The organism is Protofrankia sp. Cas3 (assembly GCF_963555955.1).
In the GTDB taxonomy this organism is placed as follows: Bacteria; Actinomycetota; Actinomycetes; order Frankiales; family Frankiaceae; genus Protofrankia.
Window position 1 is genome coordinate 1,631 of the sequence record NZ_CAUVXP010000118.1, and the last position, 16,854, is coordinate 18,484.

The window sequence follows — 16,854 nt, forward strand, 5'->3', positions numbered from 1 at the left end:
TCAGCGCCGACGCCCGGGCGTCCGGGTCGTCGATTGCGGTGGCAGCGGCCAAGGCCTGGGTGAGCAGGTCGGGCGGTAGGTGGGGTGCCAGCCCACTCAGCGCCGACGCCCGGGCGGACGGCCTGTCGATTGCGGTGGCAGCGGTCAGGGCCTGGGTGAGCAGGTCGGGCGGTAGGTGGGGTGCCAGCCCACTCAGCGCCGACGCCCGGTCGAACGGCCAGTCGATTGCGGTGGCAGCGGCCAAAGCCTGGGTGAGCAGGCCGGACGGTAGATGGGGTGCCAGCCCACTCAGCGCCGACGCCCGGTCGGACGACCCGTCGATTGCGGTGGCAGCGGCCAAGGCCTGGGTGAGCAGGTCGGGCGGTAGGTGGGGTGCCAGCCCGCGCAGCGCCGACGCCCGGACGTCCGGCTTGTCGATTGCGGTGGCAGCGGCCAAGGCCTGGATGAGGACCGGCTCATGTTGGTCGGGCGATAGATGGGGTACCAGCCCGCACAGCGCCGACGCCCGATCGTCCAGCCGCAGCACGGTTTGGGCGTAGGTGAGCGCGCGGGCGGGGGGCCAGATGCTGGTCTCGACGAGGCGGACCAGCAGGGCCGGGGGGATGTTCGCGGCCATACTGGTGATCGAGCCGATAAGCAGTGCGTAGCTGGCCTGACGGGCAAACGACCGCGGGTCACCTGACGGATACCGCGTGCGGGCATCGTGCCACGCAGCCCGGATCGTGGCCAGGTAGTTGGCGGTACTGCCCTGATCCTCATGCGCCGTGTACCAGATGCTTTCAGCCCGGCCGCCTGGCGCCGGTCGTTCCGCGGCCAACAACAGGTCGACCCGGTCCGGATCATCCGCGTCGAGGAGATGCGCGACCAGCCAGGTCAGGCCGTAGCGGTCCACGTCGTCGAACTCCGCGGCGTCGCGCAGACCGGGCAGGCCGTCAGCCAGCCCACCCCACCGATCGAGCAGCCAGCCGGCAACGCGGCCATGCGCCGCGGTGAACCCGTCGGCGCCAAGCTCTGCGCGGGCGAAATCGAACAGCAGGTCGTGCGCCGTGACCGTATCCGCCTGGCCGTCAACCTGCACGAGTGAGGCCCCGCCAAGCTGACGCAGCAAGGCCCCCGCGTCGGCGGCGCTCAACTGGCCGCTGGTCTCCCACAGACCCACCACGACCGGGATCGGAACCGGACCATGGCCCTTGAACACCGCCAGCTCGTGGAATCGGGCCGCCGCACCCTCAGGTGGCAGCCGGAAACCCGCCGCCAACACCACCAGCAGATTCGGGTACGGATAGTCAGAGAACCGGGCCGTGAGCCCAGCCAGATCCGCCGCGTCGAACGCCTGCGCGATCTCCTCCCACCCCCACGACTTCCCGACCAGACTGCCCGCGACCGCCAGCCCGACCGCCAATCCTCCGCAGCGCGCCAGAATCCCCGCCGCGGCCGGCGGCAACGCCTCCACCGCACAACGCGCATAGGCCGCCAGCAGACGGCGCGCCGTCGCCTCCTCGACCGGACCCACCGGACAGATCGACGCATCCGCGTGCAGCACCCGCGCACTGCGCGACGTCACCAACAGGCGAACCCCGGCCAGCCGCGGGAACCCCTCCACCACACCGGCTTCCCACACGTCATCGAGCACGACCAGACAGCGGGCGCCCGACAACAGTTCACGCAACCGCTCCCGGCCCTCCACCACCTCCGTTACCGGCCGGGTATCCCCGAACGCCGCCAGCACCCGCCCCTGAACCTCACACACGTCCGCGCCCGGGTTCACCTCCACCCACACAGCGCCACCGGTGAACCGCTCCCCGATCCGCCCGTCCTGGACGACCGCACGCGCCACCGTCGACTTCCCCACACCACCCCCACCGACCAGCCCCACACCGCCGACACCCTCGACCGCCAGCAGACCCACCGCCCGGTCAAGGACCCCGTCACGCGGAACGAACATCGCCGGCAACGGCCGCGACGCCCGCAACCGCTCCCACGACGACATCCACACCGCCCGACGACCAGCCGCATCGCCACCAAACACCCGATTGGCCGGATAGCGCTCCACCGCCGCGGCCAGCAGCCGACGCCGACCGTCCACCAGGACACCCCCGGCCAGCTCCACCGACACCGACTCCCACAACTGCGCCGGACTCGACGTGTTCAGCCCCGGCACCCGCTCACGCGGAAACCCCGCAGCCTTCAGCACCTCCCGAGCTGACGGGACCTCCGCAAACACCCGCGCGAACTCCCAGACCTCCTCGGGCAACAAAGCACCCATCACCCGTACCCTCCCGACGGCGCAAGGCCACCCGAACGACACAACCCGTCACACCTACGACCACCATCCCACCCCCAGATCAGACACGAAACCCCCAACCCAGATGTAACGCACCATCACCGGCATCCCGCGCAGCGCACCACAACTGGCAGTCACCGCGGCAGCCAAGCCGACGGACGCCCGCGGACCCCCCCAGAACCAGACAACGCCACGACCAAGACCAGCGGACATCCACAGACACCGGCGGACGAACCACCGATGATCTCTTAATCTGCGGATCTTCCACGTCACGGTCCAGCATGAACGGCCGAGCTGACAGCCAAGTTGACAGCCAAGCCGATAGACGACCACGAACGCTGGCGGACACCAGCGGACGGAGCGCACCAGGTCAGCGGACACCGTGGACGTCCACGGACATCAGCGGAAGATCCATATCTAATACGGATCAACGGCCCTCGGCGTGCCATTCACGTGCCAGTAGCAACGGTCAGCATGTGGTCTGATCCGTGGTCTCTGGCGAGAGCTGGACCGTTGCTGACCTGGGCGGGAGTGCTTTGGACCAGGTCAGCACCAGTAGCCGCACAGGTTTCCCAAGCTTGCAACGTACGGTGACGCTGTCGCCCAGTTGGGCTCTGGCATCGGGTCTGACAGCAACCGCTGACAGCAACGTGAGCGGACGTCGACGGACGACAACGAACATCACAAACGAGACTTTTAATCTCTGGGTCGGTCGTCAGATCGTCAAGGACACGCGCCGCGCCCCCGGAAGGGTGCTGCCGCGCCGCCCCGGCCCTCGGCGCTTGACCCGCCTGCGGTACGGGTCGACTTGCCACCGGACACGATGGTTCCAGCCACCGGCCCCGTACCCGTGTATCCGGATATGTACCCGAGCCGGCGGACGCCCACGGACAGGCACCGGCACCGGTGGACGCTCGGCGCAGGTCACCGGACGTCCACGAACATCAGCGGATGGTCTGCCCTGCTCTTGTAATCGAGCGGTTGTTGCTGCTTCTTGCTATCGGCTATGTAGCGCAACCAACGTTACATCACGTACACCGCTTCACCCATCGCCGCAGCTTTATAATATTGCACTCATTCATGGCCATCGTCTTCGCTAATTGGCGTGAGTTGGATCTGAAAACATAGATCGGCGTCCACCGCTTCCGCCCATCGGGAGTCAGCCACCTTACCGCAGGAAAATCGGTGATCTCTGTAATGCTTGCCCGCGGGATCGTGCGCGTCCATAGAAGACCTCGAATCGTCACATCTGAATTCTTGCAAATAACACCAATCCGGAATCCTCGTATAGCGAGAATGGTAAACGCGATCATCGGTGCGGCAGTCGCAAATAGGTAAATTCCCTTCGGGTGGACCTCGTAGACCAGGCTTCCGATTGCCAGGATTACGAACAGGCCACTTAACGCTAAGCGGCCTGCCAACGATGGAAACAACTCCATAAAGATGATGTTACAGGTGATCGGATTCTGAGTCTGTGGGTAAGGACCAGGTCCAGTCCGAACTGGGCACCACTGCACAGGCCTTTCGAAGTGATCTTTACCTGCATCACGCCAACCGAGGTTCCCCACCTGGAGGTTAAGATCCCGAGGCTCCGAACCTCCCGACGGCACCACTGACGACCACGGGCGACAGCGCCGGCTGACAGCCAACGTGACAGCCGAGCCCACGGACAATCACGGGCGACGGTGGATGCCACCGGACATCCGACCCCAGATCACCGGACTCAGCGAACCCCAGCGGACACTCACGGACGATCCAGAGCAAAGTACGGATTACATGGTTCGTCTGCCCTGACGTGGCAGCCAGGGTGGCAGCCAAGCCGACCGACAACTACGAATGTCGGTGTACATCCACGAAAAGGATCAAGCCCGTGACCTGCACTGACGGACGTCAGCGGACATGGGCGGACGAAGTACACGACAGCTCATAATCCGTGGGTTGACGAGCGGAACATCAGCCTCGATGACCGATCTTCTTAAGCCAGGCGCGGACGGCTGGTACATCGGAGTAGCCCCGAGCGCGCAGGACCTCAACGACGTCCCCGCCGCTGACGAGCGCGATGGGGTGCCTATCGCTTCGGACCTCTGAGTAGACCTGCTGGTTGAAGTGCGAGGTGGTAACGAAGACGCCGAAGTGTCGATGCCGCAGTCGAGAGATCAAACGGGCTACTTCTCGGACGCCGACGGAGTTCGTCTCGCTGTAGCACTTCGCTTCGAGCGCGAAGTCGATCCGGACCGGGTCCGAGGACGGACCGAGCATGTAGTCGCCGGTCGCGTCGCGGCCTCCGTCCCGGCTTGGCTGCGTGATGTCGCACCGCCCGGTCGCCGGGGCGATGAGCCGCCAGAGTTCAACAGCGCACAGTTCGAAGTCGTGCTCACGTCCCCGGTAGTAGTCGCGGATCTCGGTGAGGATCGCCCGGCCGGCCGGGTCGGCCGGCATCTGGTCGGCCTTGTTTCGGATCACCGTCGTCGACGGCGCGGTCAGCGGGGTGTAGACGCGGCTTTCGACCCACGCCGTCCACGCTGAGGGACAATGCTCGCTTTCGGAGGCGCGGCCGTCGAGGACGTCGGTGAGCCATTCGCGCGTGACGTGCGCGACGTCGAGCACCGTGAACCGGGCGCGGTAGTTCTGGAAGCGGCTGCCGCGGCTACTGCGCCAGATCGCGACGAGGTCGTCGTCGCCAGTCAGGGTCGCTGCACCTGGCACGAGTAGACCGCGGAACACGACGCGTCGGCGAGGTGCCGTCTTTTCGAACAGCAGGAAGGGTGGGACCGCTCGCCGGTCGTCGGCGGTGCTGTGGGTGCTGTCGAACGCGTCCCGGAGCAGCAGGTTCCCGGAGCGCTGCGTGTCGTGCAGTTCACGGCCCGGGCTGCGGTTGTCTCCGTAGTACGTGAACAGACCCGTCTGCTTGTCGAGCTCGTCGGGCCAGTCCGCCTCCGCCGCGGTCGTGTACAGCACCGCAAGACGCACGGTGCCTTTCCGAGGCGAGCCGGCATAGCGGAACCCTCCCTGGTTGCCGACCGGCAGCAGGCGCGCCAACGGATCGTCAGCTACCGAACCCGCAGCCCCGCCGTCATACATCCGGTCGACGACAAGGTCGGTCGAGGCGAGGTCAGCAAACGGGACCACGTACTCCGCAATAGCCACGGCACGGCAGACTAGGGGCAGCCGCGAGCAGCAGACACCACGGGTCGCCTCTCGAGGTCGATGGACGGATCAGAGGTTCGCCAAAGTAGGCATCGCCTCCGTGCAGATCTGCCACCGTGCCATTCGCGGCTAGTAGCAACGGTCAGCATGTCGTCCTATCGGTGTCTTGCGGCGGGCGCTGGACCGCCGCTGACCTGGGCCGGAGTGGTTCCGCGCAGGTTTCCCAAGCTTGCAACGTACGGTGACGCTGTCGCCCAGTTGGGCTCTGGCATCGGGTCTGACAGCAACCGCTGACAGCAACGTGAGCGGACACCAGCGGACGGCCACGAACGATGGAGGCCCGCCGACCTGAACGGACGAACGTCGGCGAACCTCCACGGACATTACAAACGTGACTCTTAATCTGCGGGTTCGGGGTTCAAGTCCCTGGCGGCGCACCCAAAATGCCTGCAGCACAGGCACTTCTCGCCGCAGAGCCGGACGTCTGAGGCGCTGAACCCCACGTTTACCCCACGGTTTCGATGCTTGTCGTCATCGGTCGATGTTGCTCGATAGTGCGTGTCAGTGAATCCGGATGGGGTCGTCGGCGCCGGTTTTGTGATCTTCGTCGCGCCTCCGGGGACCGGGGCTTCACCTCCCGACCCGGACCGGGACTCAGGCCGGGTGGCGTTCTGCCTCCGCCCGGATTGTCCCGTCCAGGATGCTTGTGACGGCTTGCGGGCCTAGGGTGGTGGTGACGGAGAGCCTCGACCCTGGACGGGACCGTGAGTCTGATCGCGTTGGTGCGCCCGGCCGCTGCCCGAAGCTGATCGAACCGGCGGTTGACGTTCCGTGGTTCCAGTGGGGTCCCGATCGTCGTGGTGAACACCAGGCCCGTCTCAGTCCAGGAGTCGCCGCGTTCGAACCGTTCGCCCGCCTGTATCACCCGGTGTTGGCGTAGCAGGTCCATCAGTCGGGCCGGGATCGGTAGCTTCCGGTGTGAGCGGACGGTCTTCGCCGGCACGAACGTCAACGACCCGTCGACTCGCTGGAGGCTCTGGCGGACGTGCAGGACGGCGCCGTCAAGGTCGACATCGGTCCAGCGCAGGCCGAGGATCTCCCCACGGCGTAGGCCGAGCATCAGGCCACAGGCGAAGAGCGCTTCCAGGCGGTCACCGTGCAGAACCTCCATGAGGCGTCGTGCTTCCTCGGGACGCAGCACCCGGACGTCCTTGTGCGTGACGGATGGTGCGCGTACCGCTTTCGCGACGTTGCGGGGCACGAGGTCGAGCCGTTCGGCTTCGGCGAGCGCGTTACGGATCAGTCCGTGCACGTGGCGGACGCTCACCGCAGACAACCCGGACGCCTTCGCCGCCGCGACCAGGCGCCGGACGTCAAGGGGAGTGATCTTGTCGAGCTGGATTCGGCCCCGCAGCCCACCAAGGGCGCGAGGCTTTTGATCGTCTTGTAGCAGAAGGTCGAGCATCGGCTAGACATGACGTGACCGAACAGCAGAGCTACCCGAGGCAGCTCCCGCCGAGCCAACGGACTGCCGCACGTGATCGCCGTATCCTGGAGGTGACAGAGGAGGCGCCGTGCACTTCACTCGGATCACCGTGAACCCCGCGCAGATGGGCGGTGTTCCATGCGTACGTGGGCTCCGCATACCGGTTGCCACCGTCGTCGGCATGATCGCGGATGGCATGACCATCGACGAGGTCACCACAGAGCTGCCCGACCTCAACCGGGAAGACGTACGCGAAGCCCTCCGGTTTGCCGCCGAGGCGGTACTCGAACGCCAGCTCCCCCTCGTCATCCCCGCCTGACCTCGACGTGCGGTTCCTCCTCGACAACAACCTGTCCAACAGCCTCGCCGAGGGTCTGCGCCAGGCAGGACACGACGTCCTGCACGTGCGCGACGTCGGGCTCGGCGCAGCAGACGACGAAAAGGTCCTCGCGTTCGCCGGGCAGGACGACCGGACGCTCGTATCTGCGGACACCGACTTCGGCGGCATCCTCGCGCAGTCAGGGGCAGGCAGCCCGTCCGTCATCCTCTTCCGCCGCGAGGGCGGACGACGCCCGGCGGAACAGCTACGTCTCCTGCTCGTCAACCTCGACCAACTCGCCGACGCCCTCCAATCCGGAAGCATGGTCGTGCTGACCGACCGCCTCATCCGCATCCGGCAGCTGCCACTGATTCCCTGAGGTGACAGCCAAACTGAAAGCCGAGACGACGGACAGGGGTGGACGCCGGTGAACCGTTCCGGGTTCTTTAGAGACCGGGATGCTTACGCTTCGGCCAGCACAGCAGCTTCGTCCTGAAGACAGAAGGCCGATTCAAATTCGACCGGCGGCATGTCGCCGCAGCCGCTGTGGATGCGGCGGTGGCTGTACCAGTCGATCCACTCGAATGTCACGAGCTCGACGTCATCGACCGTCCGCCACGGACCTTTACGATTGATCAGCTCGGTCTTGTAGATGCCGTTGACGGACTCCGCCAGGGCATTGTCGTACGAGTCCCCGACGCTGCCCACGGACGGTGTCGCGCCGGCTTCGACGAGCCGTTCGGTGTAGCGGATTGACGTGGACTGTGATCCTCGGTCAGAATGGTGCACGAGCCCGTTGAGCGAGCTCATGTCTTCGTATAATGGCGGTCACGAACCAAACGCTACTTCCGTGACGTCGCTCGCGATGTGAACCGACTCATGGCCATAGACGTCAGGCCGGTCTACTCGCAATACAAGGCAGAATCTACGATCAGCACCGTACGCTCTGCGTAGCACATCGAACTGGGAGCGTAAGAAATATGCGGCAGCAAGATTGGTAATACCGGACTGGCCCGCAATCAAAAAAAGCGGTCGGCCACGCGAGAAAGAAAATGCTCTTGCAAGTATTACATATTCTCGCTGGTTGGCTTCGCAGATGAACTCGGTATTGCCTGCGACGATAGCGATCGAATCATGTCGGTCCCGATCGTATGGTTTGAACCTCACGCCAGGGAGGTAGGTCGTCATGTGCCCAGCTGTTCTATGGTTGGCATAGGGCCCGCCAATACAGAACTCCACGCGACCACCGATGCCCCCTCGGAACTGGTCGGGCTGGAAAATCTGAAACACGACGCCTCCGTCGGTGGCGATACTCGCCACCTCAACCAATGCCCTAACATCGGAGCGATGTATGCCAAGCGGGTTGTTCATCTGTTGGCCGACGATGATGACGCACTCTCTGGCGGCAGAGAAACCAAAGAAAGCATGGTACCGGCTCTTTCTCTGGAGACGTTTTACTTGTTGCCAGCTCCAAACCAAGCTACCGCTTACAACGCTTGTCAATATCCCGATCGCGACATTAACTACGATCGATGACATTTAGCCCCCAGGAGAGGATGGTACGAAGGACTGGTCCCGACGTAGCTCGCTGCCGCATCGGAGCCCCGGTCGCCTCTGCCACGGTTCGACGGGTAGGACGGGAGGGGGCGCAGGTGCGGATCATTCGTAGAGCGTAGGTGTCTTGTTTCAGTGGTGACGGTCCGGCCCACCTGGCTGGAGCACTCGCGCATCTGCCACACCAGCGCGAGTCACTACGAAGCCGGTTCTGCTCGCCGCCGATGCTCCGAAGGCGGACAAGCGGGCCTGGTACAGCTTCCGAGCAGATGTGGTGGATGGCCAGGGACGACGACGGACGGCGGACCGAGGATCGGCCAGATAGCGAAACCCGGGGGCGTGCCATTCACGTGCCAGTAGCGACGGTCGGCATGTGGTCCCATCGGTGTCCTGTGGCGGGTACCGAACCGCCGTTGACCAGGGCGGGAACGTGTCCGCCCAGTTCGGAGCCAGTATCCGCACAGGTTTCCCAAGCTTGTAGCGTAGACCGTGTCGGTACGTGCTCTGATCCGTCCCCATGTACCCATGGGTGTACCCAAGCCGGCGGACGTTGGCGGACGAGTACGAACGCCGGCGGACGGTGAGCCCAGGTCAGGCCGACACGGCGGACGTCCGCGGACATCGGCGAACGAACCGCTCTTTCCTCTTAATCTGCGGGTTCGGGGTTCAAGTCCCTGGCGGCGCACCCATCCTGACCTGCTGTTCTCGGTCGGATCACTATCAAAACAAGGTCTTTCTTAGGGTGACGTGTACCTCACTGTACCCACGCCGCGTGTTCTGTTCTTCGGTCTGCCGGTGGCGCCTGCTATCCGAGAACGTACGACTCGTCGCCGAAATCGGCCACGATCTTCAACGTGCCGCCCAGCGCCTGGACGTACGCGGCAAGGGTGTCAACCTCGCTGCGTTCCAACTGGCCCTTCTCGATGCGGGACACGCGGGCCTGTGTCACTCCCATCGCCTTGGCTACCTCAACTTGAGTCGCATGCTGACGTCGACGCACCTCCGTGAGCCGGAATGCCCGTGCGTGGGCGATGAGGCGCTGCGCACCGGCGCTGATCTCTTCACGTTCGGCGGCGGTGAAGGCGAGCTCGTCAGTGAGATCCTCCCACGAGCGCGCTTCCGGGTCCTTCAGGTGGTCAGTCACTGGTCGTCTCCTTACGTCTTCATCCGCTTGATGTGCTCCGCGTATGCCGCCTCTGCTAACGGAATCGCTGTGCGATACCAGCCCCGCCAGTTGCCAGCCTTGTCTCCACCTACCAGGATCACTGCCTGTCGCTCCGGATCGAACACGAACAGCAGCCGGACCTCGCTCGGCCCGACTGATCCGGGTCGCAGTTCCTTGAGGTTGGGTAACGTCGAACCTTTGATCGTGTCCACGAGGGGGCGGCCAAGAGCCGGTCCCTCGATCCGCAGTGCTTCGATGGCTTGACTGATCAATATCAGCGTCTGTCGATCTGCGTGACGGAGCATATGCAGCCATGAGCGGGCTGGCTCCACCACGACGATCGACCAGGTCATCGACACTCCTTACGATCAAAATTATAACGGTGACAACATATGTCTTCAACGTTGTGCCGGTGAGTGGTCGCCGGAAAAATATCCAAGGTCATGTCGTACCGCACGAAGATCGAAATTGGTGCGATCATGGTGCTCGTCCTGTTGCTGTGTACCGGAGGGGTGGCCGGTGGATGGGCCTGCCCGAGCGAGGCCGTGGCTGCTCCGATCCGTGTCCGTGTCCGTGTCCGTGTACCCATTGGTGTACCCAAGCTGGCGGACGTTGGCCGACGAGTACGAACACCGGCGGACGGCGAGCGCAGGTCACGCCGACACGGCGGACGTCCACGGACATCTACGGACGAACCGCCTTTTCCTACGAGATTACGGCGGATCGTCTGGCAGTTCGGGTGGTCGGGGCGGAGACCGCCTCAGCGATCCCCAACGCCCACTCGAAAGGATGAGGCCATGTGGTTACGGTTGCCAATTGGGGAAGAGCTGCGGGCGGAGCTGGGCTCACCCCGGCGGGCTCGCCGACTGGGCAGCAGCCCGCGATCACGGGTTTGGCGCGTGGAGCTGTCCGGAACACCCGTCGTGGTCAAGCAGCTCATCGATGCGCCCGATGCCCCCGAGAGGTACGCCCGTGAGGTGGCCGCGCTGAAGCTCGCGTCCCGGGTCGACCCACCTGTGGTGCCGATGCTCCTCGGCGCTGATCCGGACCAACGAGTCCTGGTCCTGGAGCACTTGGAACATCAGCAGCCGCGCGAGGACTGGGTGGTCGACTACGCTGAGGCGCTGGCGCGGCTCCACGCCGCCACCGGAGCCAAGGACGCAGGGGTCCTCCGTGTCTGGTCAGGCCCGACCCACGACGACGTTGACTCCTTCCTCGGGCTTGCCCAAGCGCTCGGCGTCGCAGTGCCCTGCGGAGTACGAACCGAGCTGGACGACATCGTGAACCGCCTGGTCCGCTCGCCGGGCCATGCCCTGCTGCACGGCGACCCTTGCCCCGGCAACGACATGCACACCAGCAGCGGTGTCAGGTTCATCGACTTCGAACAAGCAGCGTTAGGCAACGGACTCACGGAACTCGCATACTTACGCATCGGGTTCCCGACCTGCTGGTGCGTCACCGCCCCGCCCCAGCACCTGCTGGAGGCGGCAGAGGCCGCCTACGGCGCGGTGTGGCTCCAGGAGACCGGTATCGATGTCCCGAACGATCTCATCGCCGCGTGTGCAGGCTGGCTGCTACGAGGCGACGCGCTGGTCCAGCGGTCCCAGCGCGGGACCGCCGACCACCTGGCCGACATCCCGAACCGCGACTGGCGGTGGGGCACGGCGACGGCCCGCCAACGGCTCGTCCATCGCCTCGGAATCCTCAGCCAGATGACCGCTCACGGCGGCGAGCTGGAAGGGCTCGGGCAGCTCGCCGCGACCATGCGCGACGACATCCTCGCCCGTTGGCCCTCACTTCAACCGCTGCCCGCACAACGGCCGTAAGAGAGCCCTCATCCGGAAAAGGTAGGCCGATGATCTGGACCGCCGAGCGGCGCGGCAGCACCACGGCAGCACCTCGCCGAACAGCCATCGGTACAGCCCAGGCCGCCGACACTGGCCGACCGGAGCGGACGGCGGTGGACGCGGATAGGGCCGTGCATAGGACCGACAGATAACGGCGGATGTCAGCGGACTGCACGGGTCGATCTTGTCATCGGACGGTCAGCGGCTGCGATGCTGTTGCGCTGCAGACGTCTGCGGACGTCGGCGGACGGCCACGCACGACGGAGGCCCGCCAACCTGGCCCGGCGAACATGGACGAACCCCCACGGACATCACAAACATGATTCTTAATCTGCGGGTCAGAATGTGTGCCAGTGTTGCTTGGTGAGGAACAGATCTTCGCGGAACCGGGTGCTCGATGACCGGCTGTGGGACGACGAGGGACAGCAGTGGCATCGCGTCAGAGGTGAGGGGGCCGACGTCCACGACGTGGAACGCCACCTCACCGACGGACGGCGTGTCGTCATACACGGTTTCCACCGCCCGATGCAGTGGCTGACTCCGGCCGAAGCGGTGCACCGCTGGCAGCAGATCCGGCCGTACTTCGAGGTGTTTTGCTGAGGCAGACGTACGCGGCGCTGGCAGCCAGGGTGGCAGCCAAGCCCGCTGACGACCACGGACGCGAGCGAACATCCACGGAAAGAATCAGGACTGCGACCTACGCCGGCGGACGTCAGTCGCCAAGGCCCTGCAGGCTCCCCATTCCCGCTGAACGCCAGAGTGTCCTACGGGCCGCAGCTGCCTACGGCTGGTCAAAGAAGTTCTCGTCGACCTGCTTTAGTACGAAGTTTTCCTCAGTGACTACTCCACAATCGTACTCGATCATGAGCGATGCAAGTTCGGGTCCGTCGATGAGGACGAGCCGCGCGTTAACTCGGTCGGCGTAGTCCCGCGCACCCGCGGTGAACCTGCTGGTTGTGATGAAGACGCCACGGCTCGCCTGCGCCCCGTGCAGTGCACCAACGAATGCCTGTATCTCGGGACGCCCCACATGCTGGTCCGTGTAGCGCTTCGCCTGAACATAGACGATGTCGAGGCCGAGCGGGTCAAGGCGGATCAGACCGTCAAGACCGGCGTCGTTAGACCCACCGAGATGCTCCCCAGGCGCTTCCAGTCCTCCGTAGCCCATCTCGGCCAGGAGCTTAAGCACGAGTTGTTCAAGAAAGGCCGGAGGCTGCTTTATGATCCGCGAGACGAGGTCTGAGGAAACCGCGGAGTGTGCCGTGTCGATTGCCTCAGTGATGGCCTCGCGCGGAGACAGGTCCTGCGCAGAGGATACGGTCTCTGCTGTCTCGGCAGACTTCCCTTTTCTCTCGCGTGTCCGCATCCTGAACTCTACGTACTCCGGAAAACTCAGAAGGACGGTCATATTTACGCGGTCAGGGTGCGTCTTTAGCGTGGTGCGCCCTCGGTCTGTAATTTGCGTTATTCCCCGCCCAAGCCGTTCAAGTAGCCCAGCTTGTGCAAGATGCGTGATGGCCCACGCAACGCGGTTGGAAAAAACCGGCTGCGATCCGCTTGGAAGAAGTATCTTTCGATCTTCGGTCGATACGTCCATGATCTCAGCTAGCTTGTCGCGCAACTCGACAGTGCTGTGTGGCTGCCCGTCCTCGTGTACTGCGAGACATGGCCGCATGAGCGATTGAAAGTCGGGTACAGCCACACTTCGACCCTTCGTCAGTGAACAAGTGTGACGAAGACTACCCAACCTACCGCACCCCGGAGCACGGACGCGAGCGCCTGCTGGAGCAAGGACGGATCTTGCCTGGTCGTCGGCTGGGCCTCCGCGGGTCACTGTAATGCCCATGTGAGGGCTCGGGGCAGTCCTGACTACTGAGACATTGGGCGGAGTCCGGGTGCCCGCCCACCGAAGGAGCCTCCCGCTGTCATGTACCTAATGCTGTACCCGAGCCGGCGGAGGTCGGTGGACGAGCGCGAACACCGGCGGACGGTGAGCCCAGGTCACGCCGTCCCGCTGATCCTCTCGACCCGCCTCTCCCGACGCTCCCGGCTGCTCCGCAGCCAACCAGACACGGACGAGCGGGCGGTGACCTGTGCCGGCAGCGCCTCAGGCGATCTGGCGGAGGTCGTTACCGTAGTCGAAAATGATCCGCATGCGGGCACCCAGCGCCCGGGCATACCGTCTCAGTGTCGCAACCTCGTTGACGTCGAGGTCGCCGTTCTCGATCGGGCTTACCCGGCCCGGTGAGACGCCCATCAGCTCGGCTATCTGGCGCTGGGTCAGCCCTGGCGGCTTGCGCTCTTCGGCAAGGAGGCCCGCCGGTGGGAGCCGAAACGGCTGCGCCACCGGCTGTTCTCCCTCGCCGGCCGGGCCGCCCGTCATGCCCGTCATGCCCGCCACGCCCGCCACACCGTCGTGCACCTGGCCGCACACCTCTGTGCGACAGCGGGCCACCCAGCCACAACCCAAACCGCCCGAATACCACAACTCAACATCACCAGGGCCGGGAAGACAGGCCACGATCATGTATGCGCGAGGCGCGAAAGGTCGAGGTTAGGCCGCGTCCGGGTGCCCGGCGGGTACCGAAAAGGCAGCCGTACCGGGACGGGATTACCGCGCACCCGCGGCGGCCGTCGCGGTGCATACGGCAGGCACACCGCGGGTGCTGATGCGGTGTATCAGGCGGCGCTCGCCATCGGCGTTGCTGTAGCAGGTCGGCGTCGCCGAGTGCAGGACCGACCAGTTGTCCCAGATGAGCACGGAACCGACGTCGCAGCGCGCCCGTTGCCGGAAACGGTCCTGCAGGGCGAACCGCTTCAGTTGGATGAGCAGTTCCAGTGCTTCACCCTCGGGCATTCCCACGATGCCGGCTGCGGTTCCGGAGAACCCGTACAAAGACTTCCGCCCGACGACAGGATGGCGCGCCACAAGGGGATGGGTGACGACCGGTAGGTCGTCGTGCCTGCCGCGGCCACGGACCTCTCCGTCGAAGGTCACCTTGCCGCCGGACGGGTCGTGAATGACTGCGAGATCGGCGATGCGTTTCTTCAGGTCGGAATCCAGTGCCGCATAGGCGGCCACCGTGTCAAGAAAAAGCGTGTCATTACCCGAAGTGGGGATTTCAACGCCGTACAACATCGTCACCATCGCCGGAACAGCCTCGTACGAGCTGTCTGAATGCCAGTGCATCGCGCCGTCACGTGACTCCGGTGGCACCGCCGGTGAGTTGCGGATCCGGATGATCTCCGGATGGTCGGCCAGCCGTGCCGATGGGACGAAGAACTCTATGGGTTCCCCCCAGCATCCACCAAAATCAACGTACTGCGTATCGGACAGATACTGGTTGGGCAACACCAGGATCCGGTGACTCCAGAGCGCATCCGTCAATAAACGAATTGTATCGTCGTCGACGGGGCGTTGAAGATCGACATCGTCGACCCACGCGCCGAATGGACCGGGCATGGGTCTGATGGACGGCGTTTCCGTAGCGGAACCAGCTGCGACGTTCATAGAGTGCACGTTACAAGCGAACCCGCCTTCGCGTGAATACCGGGTCCAGACAAACCCGTGGCAGAACAAAGTAATACCCGTCAAGAAAGCAGACACGCTCTGGCCAGCAAAAATAACACAGCGCAACGATCAACGACACGTCGCACCATCGCGGAGGCGGCGGTGCACCCACACTTCCCATGCTTGCTGAGCAGCGGGTAGCCCCGTTGCGGGTTACCGTTTTGTTCGGTGATGGCTGGCGATGTCAGGCGACGATGTAGCTCGAGTCGTCGAACTCGGCCGTGACCTTCAACCGTCCGCCGAGTGGGGGTCGTTCTTGGTCAGATCGACGAACCACTCGGCGACAACCTCGACCAAGAGGACCTCTCAGCTCTGTACGGGAGCATCTTAACGCAAGGGTTAAGTTCTCGTGGGCCTGGGCTGACGTTGTCGACGGTCGGGCGCCGGCGCCGGGTCTGACAGCAACCGTTGCTGGAGGCTCCACCGAAGCTGGGGCGGTTCAATGCTTAGAGCGCCCGGCAATTGGGGACGCGGCGTCGCAGGGCTGGGGTACGCACCTCCCTTCGTTGTCGTCGGTCGGCACCCAACACCAGGGTGACTCCCTCCTCCGCCTCGCGATCTACGTACTCCAGCCCTGCTCCTTGATCCACGCCCCTATTGCCGGGCGCTCTTAATGGCCGAGCGGCCCCCGCTCCGGTTACACTTCAAGCACTTCGAGAACGTCGTCTGCGTACCAGCGAGCGCGGACACCGCGCCGGCCGTCGCCGTCCTCACGAAGGACGCCGAGCTCGGTGAGTTGCCGCAACAGGTGCGAGGCGCCCTGTGATGTCACGCCAAGATGGGAGACGACAAACCGAGTGGTGAGGACCGGATTTCCGAAGAGAAGGTCCACTACCTCTCCTGCCCTGCTGCGGTTCCCACGCAGTTTTGACCGGTAGCGCTCACGCAGATCGGTCATTCTCTCGGCTCGTTCTACGGACCGGTTCGCCTGATCCGCCACGGCGGAGAGGAAGAAGCGGAGCCAGCCCTGCACGTCACCGCGTTCACGTACTCCCTGAAGGCGTTCAATGTAGAGGCTCTTCGTACGTTCCAGCTGTGCGGACAACGGCAGCAGCGGCGCGGGCAGCAGACCCTGTTCGACGAGGTACAGGACGATGAAAAGCCGGCCGAGGCGACCGTTGCCGTCGAGGAAAGGATGGATCGTTTCGAACTGGTAGTGAAGTAGTGCTGTACGGACCAGCAGCGGAAGCTCAGGCCGCGCCTCGTGGACGTACTTCTCCCAGTCGTCGAGTGCCGGCCACATGTTCTCCACCGTGGGCGGCACGAACAACGCCGTTTCGGGTCGATTGTCCGGCGACCCGATCCAGTTTTGCGAACGCCGGAATTCGCCAGGTGTCTTCTCCTGCCCTCGAACACCCACGAGCAGAAGCCTGTGCATCTCGCACAGGAGGCGCTTACTGACCGGCAGGTCCGGTAGTCGGGTGAGGCCGTGCTCCAGCGCATGCACGTAGTTCTGTACTTCACGCACGTCGATGCTGGGG

The 16,854-nt window shown here is 64.4% G+C and carries 14 protein-coding genes and 2 pseudogenes; 5 read left to right on the plus strand and 11 right to left on the minus strand.

Annotated elements, in window-relative coordinates:
- The 3 genes from U9983_RS19515 to U9983_RS19525 form a co-directional block, all read right to left on the minus strand.
- The coding region (locus U9983_RS19515; RefSeq protein WP_322755421.1) for an NB-ARC domain-containing protein at window positions 1-2,266 on the minus strand (2,266 nt) is incomplete at its 3' end.
- A gap of 1,971 nt (window positions 2,267-4,237) precedes the next feature.
- Entirely contained in the window at window positions 4,238-5,431 is a 1,194-nt protein-coding gene (locus tag U9983_RS19520; protein ID WP_322755422.1) for a restriction endonuclease, read from the minus strand.
- Window positions 5,432-5,936: 505 nt separating this feature from the next.
- A complete protein-coding gene (locus U9983_RS19525; protein ID WP_322755423.1) occupies window positions 5,937-6,896 on the minus strand; it encodes a site-specific integrase in 960 nt (319 codons plus the stop codon).
- Between the two features lie 109 nt (window positions 6,897-7,005).
- Between U9983_RS19525 and U9983_RS19530 the strand changes: the two genes are divergently transcribed.
- Together U9983_RS19530 and U9983_RS19535 are read left to right on the plus strand one after the other, a co-directional pair.
- Window positions 7,006-7,236 carry a DUF433 domain-containing protein gene (locus U9983_RS19530; protein ID WP_322751799.1) on the plus strand — a complete coding sequence of 77 codons (231 nt, stop codon included), beginning with the start codon at window positions 7,006-7,008 and terminating at the stop codon, window positions 7,234-7,236.
- A 7-nt stretch (window positions 7,237-7,243) separates the two neighbouring features.
- Window positions 7,244-7,615, plus strand: coding sequence for a DUF5615 family PIN-like protein (locus tag U9983_RS19535; protein WP_322755424.1), 372 nt, complete (start codon window positions 7,244-7,246; stop codon window positions 7,613-7,615).
- A gap of 83 nt (window positions 7,616-7,698) precedes the next feature.
- On the opposite strand, the pseudogene U9983_RS19540 reads toward U9983_RS19535, so the two are convergent.
- Window positions 7,699-8,034, minus strand: a pseudogene (locus U9983_RS19540) (transposase); the annotation flags it as partial.
- 405 nt (window positions 8,035-8,439) lie between these two features.
- On the opposite strand from U9983_RS19540, the gene U9983_RS19545 reads away from it, so the two are divergent.
- Window positions 8,440-8,772, plus strand: coding sequence for a hypothetical protein (locus U9983_RS19545; protein WP_322755425.1), 333 nt, complete (start codon window positions 8,440-8,442; stop codon window positions 8,770-8,772).
- 823 nt (window positions 8,773-9,595) lie between these two features.
- Here the strand turns inward: U9983_RS19545 and U9983_RS19550 are convergent.
- Both U9983_RS19550 and U9983_RS19555 read right to left on the minus strand, forming a co-directional pair.
- Window positions 9,596-9,934, minus strand: a complete 339-nt coding sequence (locus U9983_RS19550; protein WP_322755426.1) for an XRE family transcriptional regulator — start codon at window positions 9,932-9,934, stop codon at window positions 9,596-9,598.
- An 11-nt stretch (window positions 9,935-9,945) separates the two neighbouring features.
- The gene (locus U9983_RS19555; protein ID WP_322755427.1) at window positions 9,946-10,308 is read right to left on the minus strand and encodes a type II toxin-antitoxin system RelE/ParE family toxin; all 363 of its coding nucleotides are present in this window, start codon (window positions 10,306-10,308) and stop codon (window positions 9,946-9,948) included.
- A gap of 444 nt (window positions 10,309-10,752) precedes the next feature.
- On the opposite strand from U9983_RS19555, the gene U9983_RS19560 reads away from it, so the two are divergent.
- Both U9983_RS19560 and U9983_RS19565 read left to right on the plus strand, forming a co-directional pair.
- Window positions 10,753-11,781, plus strand: coding sequence for an aminoglycoside phosphotransferase family protein (locus U9983_RS19560; RefSeq protein WP_322755428.1), 1,029 nt, complete (start codon window positions 10,753-10,755; stop codon window positions 11,779-11,781).
- Between the two features lie 384 nt (window positions 11,782-12,165).
- Complete coding sequence (locus U9983_RS19565) at window positions 12,166-12,402, plus strand: hypothetical protein (RefSeq protein WP_322755429.1); 237 nt, start codon at window positions 12,166-12,168, stop codon at window positions 12,400-12,402.
- Between the two features lie 181 nt (window positions 12,403-12,583).
- Here the strand turns inward: U9983_RS19565 and U9983_RS19570 are convergent, their stop codons facing one another.
- The 5 genes and pseudogenes from U9983_RS19570 to U9983_RS19585 form a co-directional block, all read right to left on the minus strand.
- Window positions 12,584-13,210, minus strand: coding sequence for a restriction endonuclease (locus tag U9983_RS19570; protein ID WP_322755430.1), 627 nt, complete (start codon window positions 13,208-13,210; stop codon window positions 12,584-12,586).
- A gap of 33 nt (window positions 13,211-13,243) precedes the next feature.
- Window positions 13,244-13,648: pseudogene (locus U9983_RS27995) on the minus strand (winged helix-turn-helix domain-containing protein); the annotation flags it as partial.
- A 261-nt stretch (window positions 13,649-13,909) separates the two neighbouring features.
- Complete coding sequence (locus U9983_RS19575) at window positions 13,910-14,149, minus strand: helix-turn-helix domain-containing protein (protein WP_416211452.1); 240 nt, start codon at window positions 14,147-14,149, stop codon at window positions 13,910-13,912.
- Between the two features lie 264 nt (window positions 14,150-14,413).
- Entirely contained in the window at window positions 14,414-15,313 is a 900-nt protein-coding gene (locus U9983_RS19580; RefSeq protein WP_322755431.1) for a TauD/TfdA family dioxygenase, read from the minus strand.
- A gap of 697 nt (window positions 15,314-16,010) precedes the next feature.
- A partial coding sequence (locus U9983_RS19585; protein WP_322755432.1) for a Fic family protein occupies window positions 16,011-16,854 on the minus strand: 844 nt, incomplete at its 5' end.